Source organism: Desulfitobacterium sp. PCE1 (genome assembly GCF_000384015.1).
In the GTDB taxonomy this organism is placed as follows: domain Bacteria; phylum Bacillota; class Desulfitobacteriia; order Desulfitobacteriales; family Desulfitobacteriaceae; genus Desulfitobacterium; species Desulfitobacterium dehalogenans.
This window is the reverse complement of sequence record NZ_KB913023.1, coordinates 1,143,508-1,156,087: the sequence shown is the minus strand read 5'-3', so window position 1 is coordinate 1,156,087 and position 12,580 is coordinate 1,143,508. Positions and strand designations below refer to the sequence as shown.

12 protein-coding genes are annotated in these 12,580 nt (G+C 46.8%); all 12 read right to left on the bottom strand.

What is annotated here, in order from left to right; translation table 11 throughout:
- Window positions 1-67: 67 nt before the first annotated feature.
- The gene (cydB, locus tag DESPCE1_RS0105720) at window positions 68-1,072 is read right to left on the bottom strand and encodes a cytochrome d ubiquinol oxidase subunit II (protein ID WP_014793164.1); all 1,005 of its coding nucleotides are present in this window, start codon (window positions 1,070-1,072) and stop codon (window positions 68-70) included.
- Window positions 1,063-2,451 (bottom strand): cytochrome ubiquinol oxidase subunit I, encoded by a 1,389-nt coding sequence (locus tag DESPCE1_RS0105715; protein WP_014793163.1) that lies wholly within the window; start codon window positions 2,449-2,451, stop codon window positions 1,063-1,065. Before DESPCE1_RS0105715 ends, cydB begins: the two co-directional genes overlap by 10 nt.
- Window positions 2,452-2,903: 452 nt before the next feature.
- Window positions 2,904-4,034, bottom strand: coding sequence for a histidinol-phosphate transaminase (locus tag DESPCE1_RS0105705; protein WP_014793161.1), 1,131 nt, complete (start codon window positions 4,032-4,034; stop codon window positions 2,904-2,906).
- Window positions 3,976-4,965: a propanediol utilization kinase gene (locus DESPCE1_RS0105700; RefSeq protein WP_014793160.1), complete on the bottom strand. Its 990-nt coding sequence runs from the start codon at window positions 4,963-4,965 to the stop codon at window positions 3,976-3,978. The genes DESPCE1_RS0105705 and DESPCE1_RS0105700 overlap by 59 nt, the downstream gene beginning before the upstream one ends.
- Complete coding sequence (locus DESPCE1_RS0105695) at window positions 4,965-5,525, bottom strand: cob(I)yrinic acid a,c-diamide adenosyltransferase (protein WP_019849775.1); 561 nt, start codon at window positions 5,523-5,525, stop codon at window positions 4,965-4,967. Before DESPCE1_RS0105695 ends, DESPCE1_RS0105700 begins: the two co-directional genes overlap by 1 nt.
- Window positions 5,526-5,527: 2 nt before the next feature.
- Window positions 5,528-6,952 (bottom strand): cobyrinate a,c-diamide synthase, encoded by a 1,425-nt coding sequence (locus tag DESPCE1_RS0105690; protein ID WP_019849774.1) that lies wholly within the window; start codon window positions 6,950-6,952, stop codon window positions 5,528-5,530.
- A gap of 585 nt (window positions 6,953-7,537) precedes the next feature.
- A complete protein-coding gene (cbiB, locus tag DESPCE1_RS0105685; protein ID WP_019849773.1) occupies window positions 7,538-8,503 on the bottom strand; it encodes an adenosylcobinamide-phosphate synthase CbiB in 966 nt (321 codons plus the stop codon).
- A 5-nt stretch (window positions 8,504-8,508) separates the two neighbouring features.
- On the bottom strand, window positions 8,509-10,098 hold the full coding sequence (locus tag DESPCE1_RS0105680) for a cobyric acid synthase (protein WP_019849772.1): 1,590 nt from the start codon (window positions 10,096-10,098) through the stop codon (window positions 8,509-8,511).
- 15 nt (window positions 10,099-10,113) lie between these two features.
- Window positions 10,114-10,752, bottom strand: a complete 639-nt coding sequence (locus tag DESPCE1_RS0105675; RefSeq protein ID WP_014793155.1) for a precorrin-8X methylmutase — start codon at window positions 10,750-10,752, stop codon at window positions 10,114-10,116.
- Complete coding sequence (locus DESPCE1_RS0105670) at window positions 10,749-11,117, bottom strand: sirohydrochlorin chelatase (protein WP_014793154.1); 369 nt, start codon at window positions 11,115-11,117, stop codon at window positions 10,749-10,751. Before DESPCE1_RS0105670 ends, DESPCE1_RS0105675 begins: the two co-directional genes overlap by 4 nt.
- Window positions 11,107-11,892: a precorrin-6A reductase gene (cobK, locus tag DESPCE1_RS0105665; RefSeq protein ID WP_019849771.1), complete on the bottom strand. Its 786-nt coding sequence runs from the start codon at window positions 11,890-11,892 to the stop codon at window positions 11,107-11,109. Before cobK ends, DESPCE1_RS0105670 begins: the two co-directional genes overlap by 11 nt.
- On the bottom strand, window positions 11,889-12,575 hold the full coding sequence (gene cobJ / locus DESPCE1_RS0105660; RefSeq protein ID WP_019849770.1) for a precorrin-3B C(17)-methyltransferase: 687 nt from the start codon (window positions 12,573-12,575) through the stop codon (window positions 11,889-11,891). The genes cobK and cobJ overlap by 4 nt, the downstream gene beginning before the upstream one ends.
- Between the last annotated feature and the right edge of the window lie 5 nt (window positions 12,576-12,580).

Genomic DNA, 12,580 nt, shown 5'->3' with positions numbered 1-12,580 from the left:
CCAAGTACCCATGTACTCATAGTTTACATGATAATGGACAATTTTTCATTAATTATTATCGATTTACTTAATAGTGAATATCTTTTGCTGTTATACGCTTGCGGAATACCCAGTAGGTCCAGATCTGATATGCCAAAACAATCGGAACCAAAGTCAAGGCTACTATAGTCATGATCTTTAGGGTGTATGGGCTGGAAGAAGCATTATAAATATGCAGACTCCATTCTGGATTCAAGCTTGATACCATAACCCGTGGGAAAAGCCCTGAGAACACGGAGAGCACTAAAAATGTAATGGTTAAGCTACTGGCTATAAATGCCTTTCCAGCGGCTTTTTTATAAGTGAACAGAACAGTCAAAATCATGGCCACGGCACAAACCAGAATTCCCAGAGCGGCCAAAGTGCTTGCGAAAAGGTCCGTTTGGAAATAAGTCATAGCGGCAAGAAGTACAAGAACTACAAGTGCTCCGACGCTTACTGTTTTAGCGATGCTCCAAGCCCGTTGAACCATTTCACCTTCAGTCTTCAGGGTCAGATAGAGAGCACCGTGCACAGTAAATAAGAGGAGAGTTGTGACTCCGCCAATGAGTGTGTAGGGTGATAAGAGGTCAAAGAAGGTTCCCACATACTGCATTTCCCCATTGATAGGCACACCCCGTAAAATATTGGTAACTGCTACACCCCAGAGGATGGCGCTAAGAAGGCTACCTACGAAGATTCCCCAGTCCCAAGCAGAGCGCCAGCGTGGAGAGCGATCACTGCTACGAAATTCAAAGGCTACGCCGCGAATGATCAAAGCCACAAGAATGAAGAAAAGGGCTAGGTAGAAGCCACTGAAAAGGGTGGCATACCAGTTAGGGAACGCTGCAAAGATGGCACCGCCTGCGGTAATCAACCATACTTCATTGCCGTCCCAAACCGGCCCGATGGTATTGATCACGATGCGGCGCTCTGTGTCATTTTTGCCCATGAAGGGGAGAAGAATCCCCACTCCATAGTCAAAGCCTTCTAAGAAAAAGAAACCAATGAAGAGTACGGAAATCAGGATAAACCACAGAATATTTAAGTCCATAATGATGCCCCCTTCGCTACATCAGTCGAGGAATCTTCATCCTCAGCCTCAACAGGCCCACGCTTGACGAACTTCAGGATGAGGTACACATCAACAATGGCTAAAATACCGTAAAGCAGGGTAAAGCCAATCAGGCTGGTCCAAATATACGCGGCGGGTACAGAAGTTGAAAGTCCATCCGCCGTCTTCTGTAAACCATAAACAATCCATGGCTGGCGGCCTTGTTCTGCCAGAAACCATCCTGTTAAGTTAGCAATGTAGGGTAGCGGAATCATCCAGGGCAGAAGCTTTAAGAACCACGTCGTATTTTCAAAACGCTTCGTCTTATATAAGAAAGCCCCCAGTAATACGACAAGGATTAATAAACTACCGACACCCACCATAATCCGGAAGGACCAGAACAAAGATGTAACCGGCGGAATATAATTTCCCTCTCCATGCTGTTGAACGGCTTCTTTTTGTAAATCATTGATCCCCTTGACTTCGGCATCAAACGTGCCGTAAGACATAAAGCTCAATACACCAGGAACTTTAATCTCAAAACTATTTGTATTATTTTCTTTGTCAACAATGGCAAAAACATTAAACCCGGCTGGACTTTCTGTTTCCCAATGAGCCTCAGCAGCAGCCATCTTCATCGGTTGGGCTTCAACCAAATGCATGCCTTGGGCGTGACCCACACCAAGGACGCCGAAAAGACTAATGACTCCGAAAATCAGGGCAAATTTTGCTGACTGCATGAAAACATCGACATGCTTTTTCTTTAAGATATGATACGCGCTGATACCTAAGACGAAAAACGCTCCCGTGGTAAATCCACTAAGTACCGTGTGAGGAAATTGATAAAAGACATGTTTATTGGTTACTACAGCCAGGAAATCAACCATCTCCGCACGGCCATTGCGTAACACATAGCCCACAGGTTCTTGCATAAAGGAGTTAGCGATTAAAATCCATAAAGCCGATAGATTGCTGGCAATGGCTACAAGCCAAATGCTCATACAGTGGACTTTCTTGGATAATTTATCCCAACCAAAAATCCAAACCCCTAAGAACGTTGATTCAATAAAAAACGCTAAAAGTGCTTCAATTGCCAATGGTGCCCCAAAGATATCTCCCATGAACCGGGAGTACTCAGACCAATTCATCCCAAATTGGAATTCTTGGACTAACCCCGTTACGACGCCCATTGCAAAGTTAATGAGAAAGAGCTTGCCCCAGAACTTGGCCATTTTCTTATAGGTTTCATCCCCCGTCTTGACGTACCAAGTTTCCATGAGGGCAACGAGGACTGATAGCCCTAGAGTTAGCGGGACAAATAAAAAGTGATAGGATGTTGTCACCGCAAACTGCAGCCTGGATAAGATCAGTTCGGTCAACTTTTTTTCCCCCTTACCTTTCTTAAATTAGTAATATTATTATGTATAAAATTTCTCTTGCATTTATTATAAATCTAAATAACGAATAAGTCTAGAGTTTAACGACCTTTTTTTCCAGCTGATAATTAAAAAGAGGCTGATGTTTTTGAAGATCTCCTACATCAGCCTGCCTTGATTACCCTATTTCCTCAGTAGCCCCTTAGGATCAGAGCTTAAATGAACAACACAATAGCCAGAATAAACACCACTACTGCCAAGATAAAGCTGTTGATAATTACAGCCCCGATACTGCAAGCTGACATATAACTTTCACTCCCTTTTAGACAGTTTCGTTGCTTGTCTAATCTATTCTATGACTTTAATCCCTAGGTGGTGACAAGCAGTGTTTTTTGAAAAAAAGGGAATTGGTTTGGCAACTTTTTCAATTTATCCTTATCATAGCATAATTGTTTTTAGCTTTCCAGCGTCTTAAGACCTATTAATAACGAATTCATACTTTCTCTATCCTTAATGGCCACCCTGATGTACTTCCCTTCCAATCCCTGAAAGTTTTCGCAATCCCTGACCAAGATTCCCTGTCGTCCTAGTTTCTGAAGGATTATCTTCTTCCGTCTTTCGGCTTCAACCAGATCAAGGATTGAGTCTTCCACTCCTAAAACCTGAATCAAGGCAAAATTAACTTTACTGGAATATAGGCGTAGACCTAAGAACTTTTGTTCCTTGCTCCCTTCAGCAAAATTCTGGTAAAACGACTCTTTGCTTTCTTCTAAAAGGAACCTTACTCGCTTCCCATACTCTGCATCAGCTAAAGCAGCTATCCCAGCTTCTTCTGCCAGGCAATTAACGGCCCAGGGGTCTCGTTGTTCTTGTAGACGGTTAAGCAGTTTGGGTGCAGCAAAAACTGCCCCCAAGCGCAATCCCGGGATGGCATAAAATTTGGTTAGAGAGTATAACACCAACAGATTGGGATACCTTCGTAAATACTCCCTGCCTGACCAGCGGATCCTATCCTCCATAAAGTCAACAAAAGATTCGTCCAGAACGACCCAGGTTTTATGTTTTAAGGCAAGGTTGAGTATCACTTCGAATTGCTTCTTTGTGAGTGCACTGCCGGTAGGATTATGTGGAGAATTAATAAACACCAACTCGTTTTCTGCAAGGGCTTGCTCCCATTTTCTGTAGGTTTCTTCGTTCTGAAAAGAAAGAGCCCCCCATCCCTCTACTCCAAGAATCATTTTACTTACTTCTGCACCACAGGCCAAGGCTGCCCGCCCATATTCACTAAAGGCCGGCTGGGGAATCAGCACTTTGCGAGGCCGGAGACCGTGGAGGATCAGAAAAATCAATTCCCCAGCTCCATTGCCAAGAAGTATCTCCTCATCGGTGAGCGCGTAATATTCTGCCATCCTCCCCCGGAGACGCCGATATTTCGGATCAGGGTAATGGGTTATACTTTTTATCCCTTTTTGAAGGGCTTCCCATACTCCCTGAGGAGGGCCAAAGGGATTAATATTGGCGGACAGGTCAATAAAGTTCTGTCTTCCATACTGTACTGAGGCTTCCAATAGGTTTCCGCCATGCATTCATAACCCCCCCTTCGATACCTCCATCATAAGTCTCTACCCATTCCACCCTACCTGGTCGGAATTGGATATGACTTTCCCTCTGAAGATTTCTTTTTTCAGTTGTGGAAAGGTGTGCCGGAAAAATCCCAGCTAATAGAGTTCCACTATGAGCTGCGATAACTCCAAGCCCTCCCCTTCCCAAGATCCAGGAGAGAAAATCCTCAAAAAAGGGTTTAGGATTAATGTCCTGATTACATTGGGCACTTACGGTGCTGGCTCGGGCGATTTTCTCCAAATCCCTCTGGTCCATTCCTTCATAAAAAAGAGCCAGGGCATTCTTAATCATAAATTCATATTTGCGATAATGACCAGGTAAATCTCTGCGGGCGTTGAAAGCTAGAGTGTCTAAAAATCCTCCCCCATCCAACATCAGCAACTGTGCCGGAATTTTCGATCCTAGAGATTTGATATACCTGCCATCGCCATGGGCTAATTCTGTAACTCCTGGAAACATAATGGGATCAGAGGGCTCTATGGCTAAGGCTAAACGCGCCTGTTCCTCAGGCTCCCAAGGGATGGCCAAAGCATGAGCTACAGCGCTGACTGCTGCCGTCATATCCGCAGTGGAGCTGGCCATGCCTTTTCCAACAAGCAATTGGGATTTCATCCGCAGCTTACCCGTCAATGAGGGGAGATTCTGACTCCTGGCAAATCGCTCCAAGGCCTGGCGGGTCTTTTCTTTACCCTCAGGAAGTTCCCAGATCCAGTTCTGAAGCTCCTGCTGATGGGCATAATGTCTCTTGTTCGTGGGCTCCGAAAAAAGAATTTCCGCCTTTGCTTCAACGAACCGATTAATGGGACAACCAACTAAAAAGGGTATACCATCTTTCGCTCCTTGAACCCATTCCCCGCAGGTTCCGGGGCATTTTGCCCAACCTAATCCCCTCATCAGTATTCAATCCCCCTTCGGCTGCGTATCCCCGCTTGCAAGGGATGCTTGATTGGATTAAGTTCCCACCATTGCTCTGCAAAGGGAATTAATTCCTCAGGCATATCCCGCCCAGTCAAAATCCAATCCAAGCTTTTTGGTTTTAGCCCGATCAACTCATGCAATATCTCAATTTCTAAGAACCCTTTATTCAGGGCATGACTCACTTCATCAAGGATAATCAGCCCCCAATCCCCCTCTTGAATCTGGGTCTTGAGGAACTCGACTCCTTGTGCCACAAGAGGCAGAGCAATCCCGGGTTCCCGGTTCTGGCGAAAACACTCTCCACACCCATTACAGTGCCTTAAGCCTGTTCGAATCATAGCCGACCAACGGCAGCCTATTCCAAATTGGATTAAGGGTATACCTAAGCGCCCCATTGTATAAAGCTCACCCATATAGGTACTTCCTTTGAGGAATTGAACCATAAGAACTTTAGTACCCTGGGACTGTGCCACCAGAGCTTCCCCCAGTGCAGAAGTGGTTTTCCCCTTTCCTTTGCCTGTATACACTCGAATCATGCCTATGCTCCTTGCCGTATATGCTCCGCCCAGTGCTGCAAAAGCTCCGGTTGTCCTGCGAAGTTGATATGAAGATAAGATGCGACGATATTATCCCGAGCATAACCGTCCATTCTTATGGTCTTTTCCCCTTTAAGCAGTTCAAAAGCAGGACAAACCGAATCATCACAACTTAGATAATCCACTTTTGAATAATGAAATTCATGACCGTAAACCACATTTCCTGCATCACTCAGAAAATTATCCTGTTGAAAGACGCCTTGACGATAGCCCATACCCTGAAGTCTTGGCGTCATCTCGGCTGCAATAGGAATCAGTCCAGTCATGGGGTATGTTCTACCTTCAAAATCCGTAACCTGTGCGCCTAGATACATATATCCCCCGCACTCCCCGTAGATGGGTTTCCCTAATCGCGAAAACTCTCGTAACGATTCCAAAAAACTCTGGTTCTGGCTAAGCTTTTCTAAATGCAGCTCTGGGAATCCACCACCAAAAAAGAGCCCATCCAATCCATCCGGTAGAGACAGGTCATGAAGAGGGCTAAAGGGAACCAGAGTAAATCCTAGGCTTTCTGCACTATCCAAAGCATCTTGATAGTAAAAGGAAAATGCCTCATCCCGTGCCACTCCCAATCGCAAGGAATGTTGATTAAGATTCCCAGCTGCCCCTTCACCCAAGCCTTTATATATAATCGGTTCTTCGATGAATCGCTCATGTATAACCTGTTTTTTCGGCAAGGTTTCCTGCATAATCCCTTGGATCTGTTCCAGGTCAATGGTGCGGGTCACCACGCTGATAAGCTCGTTAAAAAAACTCTCCCGGAAAGCTTGTTCTTGAGAAGGAACCAGTCCCAGGTGCCGTTCGGGCAGACGAATTCCCTCTTCCTTAGGCAGCACTCCCAATATGGGTACTTGAATTTCGCCAAGGGCTTCACGCAATAAGCTTTCTTGGGCTGGAGATTTCACCCGATTGAGAATGACTCCGGCAATCTTAATCCCAGGATCAAAGGTACAAAAACCATGGACTATGGCCGCTGCACTACGTGATAAATTGCCCGCATCCACGATCAGGATCACAGGAGCATCCAGCAGCTTGGCAATATCAGCACTGCTACCATATCCTTTGGTTCCTGATACCCCATCAAAAAGCCCCATAACCCCTTCAATGACCGCCCAGCAATCTTGAGAAGTTTTTTTAAAAATCGGGATTAACTCTTCCCTAAGCATCCATCGATCTAAGTTCCGAGAAGGACGGCCCGTAGCCAAAGTATGATAAGTGGGATCGATATAGTCGGGACCAACTTTATAGGCTTGGATAGGAAGTCCTTTCTTAGCCAGGGCTGCCATGATCCCTGTAGCGATGGTTGTCTTACCTACACCACTGTGGGTCCCAGCGATAAGAATACGGGGAGGCATGGAATGGGGCATTGTCTTCACCTCTTCGCAAAATTTTCTGGGTAGGGTAGCTATTCATGCCGCTGCCGCAATACCAGCAGAGGATGAAAAATGTCGTCCGGGTCGCGTAGCTTTACGCACAACGGTCACTCCAAAGCTCCGGAGCTGGTTTACTCGCTTTCTTAACTGTTACGCCAAACCCCGCTGCTTTCTGCATGCGAACCAGTGGCTCCACAGTGTTAAGAAAGCCTCTTTCACCGGACCGCTCCTCCGCTAAAGCCGTTCCCTTTTGTGCGCAAAGCTACGCTTTTGGGTCTTTTTCAAGTCATCTCTGAGGTCATCTCCAGAGTCTTTCCCAGGGTAGCCGACCATGCCGCAAGCGGCGTCGGCAAGGCTGAAAAAGCTGCTTGGATCGGGTCGTTTATTCCACATCGCCCCGCTCAAAGCTAAAAAACTACCCAAGGATTTTGCTTTACAAAAGGGAGTGAATTTAAGCGAGCAGAAACAAAACTTCGCGGAGAGCTTAAGCGTTAGTTTTGTCCGCGCAGCTTATGGAGCGAACGGTGTAAAGCAAAATCCTGGAGACTCAGCTTCCGGAGCTTTTCCAAGTCAGATCACTTACATGATACTATTGACAAAGACGATACCTGAAAGGATTAGCACAAAACTAATCCAAGTCCCCAGACGAACTAATTTTTGACACCGCTCAATATCACGCCAGGTCAGTTCATGGAGAGGATCGCCCATCTCAGCCCGGTGGTGAACCTTGCCGTGATAGATATTATTCCCTCCCAGCTGGATTTCCAGCAATCCCGCAACCATACTCTCGGGATTACCACCATTGGGACTGGGATGAGTTTTGGCATCCCTGCGCCAGATCGTTAGGGCATAGCCTACCGGCAGCTTATAAAACCATCCTGCCAGTGAAAGAATGCCCACCGAGAGACGGGCCGGAAGATAGTTAGCCCAATCATCGGCTCGGGCGGCAAAGCGGCCAAAGTCTTCATAACGCTCATTGCGATAGGCGATCATAGAATCCAAAGTGCTTACAGCCTTAAAAGCCATAGCCAAAGGTGCCCCGCCAATGAGCATATAAAATAGTGGAGAAAGGATGCCGTCTACAAAATTCTCCGCTAAGGTCTCCACCGTACCCCGAGCTATTTCCCCTTCCGATAATTGGGCGGTATCGCGACTGACAAACCAACCCAACTTGTTTCGTGCTTCATCAAGTTTCCCTTCTTTTAACGGGGTAAGCACTTGACTCCCAGCCTCCAGAAGGGATTTACCGGCAAGGGTAGAGCCAAGGAGAAGTACTTCAATGATAAGGCCAAAGACCGCGGAGATCTCTTTGGCTCCCCCAATTATACCAGCTGTTAAGATATAGCTTCCTATCACTAGAATCAGGGTAAGTAGAGCACCTTTCAGGCGGCGAAGCCGGGGACTCCCCTGGTTAAAGCGCTTATCATACCAAGCGATAATCTTCCCCATGTAGATAACAGGATGAGGCCATTTTGGCGGATCACCCACGGCTTGATCCCATAGAAATCCTAAACAAAAAGCTATGGGATTAAGCAATACTATCATGAACATCATCCTTTGTGCAGACCCATAATAGAACGAATTTTTTCCATATCCATACTATTTCTTACCCAGTCCGCCAGTTCATTAAAGGCCTGCTCGCGAATTGCTGCCTGGGACATGGTCTTGTCTACTGAACGTGTCCCTCCCCTTCTCTCCCAAAGCCATTCCAAGAACGCGGTTCGCAAGGGATCATTATCAAATATCCCATGGAGATAAGTTCCAAAAGCACTACCATTTAACATACCATCTCCATAAACTGTTCCTTGGGCTTCGATCTCAAAAAGGGAATTACCTTCTCCCTGGGAACGCCCCATATGAATTTCATAACCGGTTATCTCTGTCCCCTGACAACGTGACAAGAACAGTTCCTCTCCTACGACCTTGCCCCGACTTTGCACCGTATGTTTATCCGACACAAACTCAGTCTCCATAGGAAGAATACCCAGTCCTGTGATTTCCTTCAAATCAGATTCAGTACCCAACGGGTCCCGAACCACTCGTCCCAGCATTTGATAGCCGCCACAAATTCCAATAATGGGGACATCCTCTTGCCAGTACTTGATAATTTTCTCACCTAGACCACTATCCCATAAAAATCGCAGATCCGATAAAGTGTTTTTGCTTCCGGGGATTATAACACAATCCGGCTGCCCCAGCTCAGCAGGTTCCCGGACATAGCGAAGAATGACATCAGACTCATCTTCAAAAGGATCAAAATCTGTGAAATTAGATAAATAGGGTAAGCGAATGACCGCTACATCTAACGCTTCATCCTGACTCTTCCCTTTGTCCTGTTTGCTTTTATTCTGTTCTTCAAGAACCACGGAATCTTCTTCCGGAATCTTAAATTGATCATAGAAGGGAACGACTCCCACCACAGGAATTCCGGTTCGTTCTTCAAGAAAATCCAAGGCCGGTTGTAAAAGTTTAATATCTCCTCGGAATTTATTCATCACAATTCCCCGAACCAATTCGCGTTCTTCTGGCTCAAGGAGCTCAAGGGTGCCAACCACGGATGCCAAGGCTCCCCCCCGATCAATATCTGCCACCAGAAGCACGGGAGCCCGGGCTTCCTTGGCTACGCGCATATTGACAATATCATTTTGCTTGAGATTCACTTCCGCGGGACTTCCGGCTCCCTCGATAACTACAATCTCATGTTCCTCAAGAAGTTCATGGAGAGCTTTTTCCACAATGGGCCAGGTTTTTCTCTGGTAATCCCCGTGATATTTAAGGGCAGAAAGAGTCCCCTGGGCTTTGCCCAGAACAATCACCTGGGATCCTGTGTGTCCCGTGGGTTTCAGCAAGACAGGATTCATCCGCACATCAGGCTCTAATCCTGCAGCCTGGGCCTGTACCACCTGAGCTCTGCCCATCTCTCCTCCAGAGCGGGTAATAAAGGAATTTAAAGCCATGTTCTGGGCCTTAAAAGGTGCTACGTGATACCCTTCTTGATAAAATATCCGGCAAAAGGCCGCCGCCAAGACACTTTTTCCTACATTGGAAGAAGTCCCTTGGATCATTAACCGAGCAGCTTCTTGTTTCTCACCTGGAACTGAATTTCTATTAACCTCCGGGTTGGTTTCTTCTTTGCTCATTCTCTCACCTCATTTTTAGATCTCTCGATTTACGGCGAGATAGATCAAGGCGTTGACACAGGTTGCTGCTAAAGGGCTTCCCCCTCGATTCCCTAAGATTGTAATAGAAGGAAGCTCTGGATGCTCTTCCCAAAGCAGGTCCTTGGATTCCTTAGCTCCCACAAAGCCAACCGGTATCCCGACGACTAAGGCAGGTCGGGTCTCGGGATCTTTGGCTAACTCCAGTACCTCCAGCAAAGCAGTAGGAGCATTGCCGATAGCCACGATAGCCCCCTTCAGACGTTCTTTATTCAAACGTAGAGCTGCCATGGAGCGGGTAATTCCCAATTCCACCGCTTGATCCGCAACCCGGGGATCACTGAGAAAACATTCTGCAGTGCCGCCTAACTGAGACAATTGCTTCTTAGCAATTCCTGCTCTGACCATTTCTACATCTGTAATCACTGGAGCCCCTTGCTGCAGTGACTTAAGTCCGGCCTCAATCCCTTGAGGGTGAATGCGGATTACCGATTCCAGGGTAGGATCCCCACTGGTATGAATACAGCGCTCCACGATTTTTAACTCCTTCTCAGTCCAATCCTGTTGCAAGTATCCACGAATGATCCGCATGCTTTCCCGTTCAATTTGCAGCGGGTCGGTGATAAATCCCTTCATGCCCCTAAGGCCTCCTTAATTCTTTGGCTTGCCAATTGAGCAATAACATCATCGGCTCCCAGTTCCTTGCTGAATAGAATCTCAACATCGGCGTATTTTTCCTTAAGCTCGCGAATTTCTTCATGGATATCCACGGTGACATGCATTCCCCGGAATAAAAAGAGAGGCATAATGATAATCTTCTTGGCACCCTGTTGAATCTTTTCCAAGACCCCTTCAGGTAAGCTGGGTTCTTGATGGTCCATAAAGACCGGGGTTACCTCTTCTCCCAAAATCTTACTTACTTTATGAGCTACCTCAACCAATCCCTGATTAGCCTCTTTGCGTCGACTCCCATGACCTAAAAGAATAAATTTAGTGTCCAAAGCTCTCTTCCACCTTTCTTATAAAATCTTCAATCGTCAATGTATTCTCTTCAGCCGCCAACTGCGGTTGGGCTTCCCGAGGTCGTTCCAAGACAATAACAGGAATGTTCAGCTGCAGGCAGGCCTGGACTTTCTCATCCGTACCACCGATTGCACCGCTATCCTTGGTAATCACCACATCAATCTTTAACTGCTCCCAGAGTCCCTCATTAAATTTCTGAGTAAACGGTCCCTGCATAGCTATAATCTGATAGGGTTTCAATCCTGCCTCTTCACATTGCTTTAGAACATGGGAGGTGGGAAGCACCCGTACATAAAGCTCGCAGTCGTTTAATTCAGACATCCCCACCCAATCCCGGAGGTTTTTGCTTCCGGTACTGAGAAAAACCCGCTTACCCAGTTGGGCTGCCAATCGGGCAGCATCCTCAAGATTGGAGGCAAAATGAAGGAGAGGGTGAACAGGATAATCTCCTGAAGAACGCTCCCAGCGAAAATAGGGAAGATTACATTTACCGGCAACGCACCGGGCTAAGTTCCGGATATTTTGGGCATAAGGGTGAGTGGCATCAATCAGGGCGTGAATGGCCTGTTCCTGCAGAATCCTCTCCATGGAATGTTCATCCAGAGCACCCGAACAGGTACGTAGACCTTGACGCTCAGCGATTTCGGCACCGTATTCCGTTAAAGTAGAAACCAGAACCTCATGACCATGTTTTTGTAATTCAAATGCTAATTCCCTGCCATCCTCAGTCCCCGCCAGGATGAATAACCTCATAAAACATATCCCCTCGGAGTCACCATATAGGGGCCTACGACACGGGTATGGGAATTGCCGATGATGACTGTGGTCAACATATCAATGGGGGATTGGGTAAATTCTGCAAGAGTCGTGATGATCACTTGAGAGTCACCACGCAACGCTTCCTTTACAATTCCCACCGGGGTTTGGGGATCTCGATATTCGAGTACTGCTTGACGAACCCATTCAATCTGGTCCTGACGGCCTTTACTCTTTGGATTATAAATGGCCATGACGAAATCTCCCTCTGCTGCCAGCTTAACGCGCTTTTGGATAACTTCCCAGGGCGTGAGCAGATCGCTCAGACTAATGACCGCAAAATCATGCATCAAAGGCGCTCCTAACAGGGATGATGCAGCATTGGCAGCACTTACTCCAGGGATAATCTCCAAAGGAATATCCAAGGCATCTTTTTCTTCCAGGCATTCTATCAGAATCCCCGCCATACCATAGACTCCCGCATCTCCACTGCTGACCAAGGCAATGGCCTGACCCTCCAGAGCGATCTCTACAACTTCGCGGCAGCGATCAATTTCTTGCCGCATACCCGTGGCCACCACTTTTTTCTCGGCAAGCCAAGGACGAATCAAATCGATATAGGTTTTGTATCCGGCGACCACATCCACTTCTTTCCATACCGACTGAGCCCGTTGAGTCATATGCT

Excerpts from the sequence above, each read along its gene's own strand:
- DESPCE1_RS0105700 (WP_014793160.1), bottom strand. The coding sequence starts at position 4,965 with ATGAGGGGATTAGGTTGGGCAAAATGCCCCGGAACCTGCGGGGAATGG.
- DESPCE1_RS0105675 (WP_014793155.1), bottom strand. The coding sequence starts at position 10,752 with ATGAAGGGATTTATCACCGACCCGCTGCAAATTGAACGGGAAAGCATG.
- cobK (WP_019849771.1), bottom strand. The coding sequence starts at position 11,892 with ATGAGGTTATTCATCCTGGCGGGGACTGAGGATGGCAGGGAATTAGCA.
- DESPCE1_RS0105680 (WP_019849772.1), bottom strand. The coding sequence starts at position 10,098 with ATGAGCAAAGAAGAAACCAACCCGGAGGTTAATAGAAATTCAGTTCCA.
- cydB (WP_014793164.1), bottom strand. The coding sequence starts at position 1,072 with ATGGACTTAAATATTCTGTGGTTTATCCTGATTTCCGTACTCTTCATT.
- cobJ (WP_019849770.1), bottom strand. The coding sequence starts at position 12,575 with ATGACTCAACGGGCTCAGTCGGTATGGAAAGAAGTGGATGTGGTCGCC.
- DESPCE1_RS0105695 (WP_019849775.1), bottom strand. The coding sequence starts at position 5,525 with ATGATTCGAGTGTATACAGGCAAAGGAAAGGGGAAAACCACTTCTGCA.
- DESPCE1_RS0105690 (WP_019849774.1), bottom strand. The coding sequence starts at position 6,952 with ATGCCCCATTCCATGCCTCCCCGTATTCTTATCGCTGGGACCCACAGT.
- DESPCE1_RS0105705 (WP_014793161.1), bottom strand. The coding sequence starts at position 4,034 with ATGCATGGCGGAAACCTATTGGAAGCCTCAGTACAGTATGGAAGACAG.
- cbiB (WP_019849773.1), bottom strand. The coding sequence starts at position 8,503 with ATGATAGTATTGCTTAATCCCATAGCTTTTTGTTTAGGATTTCTATGG.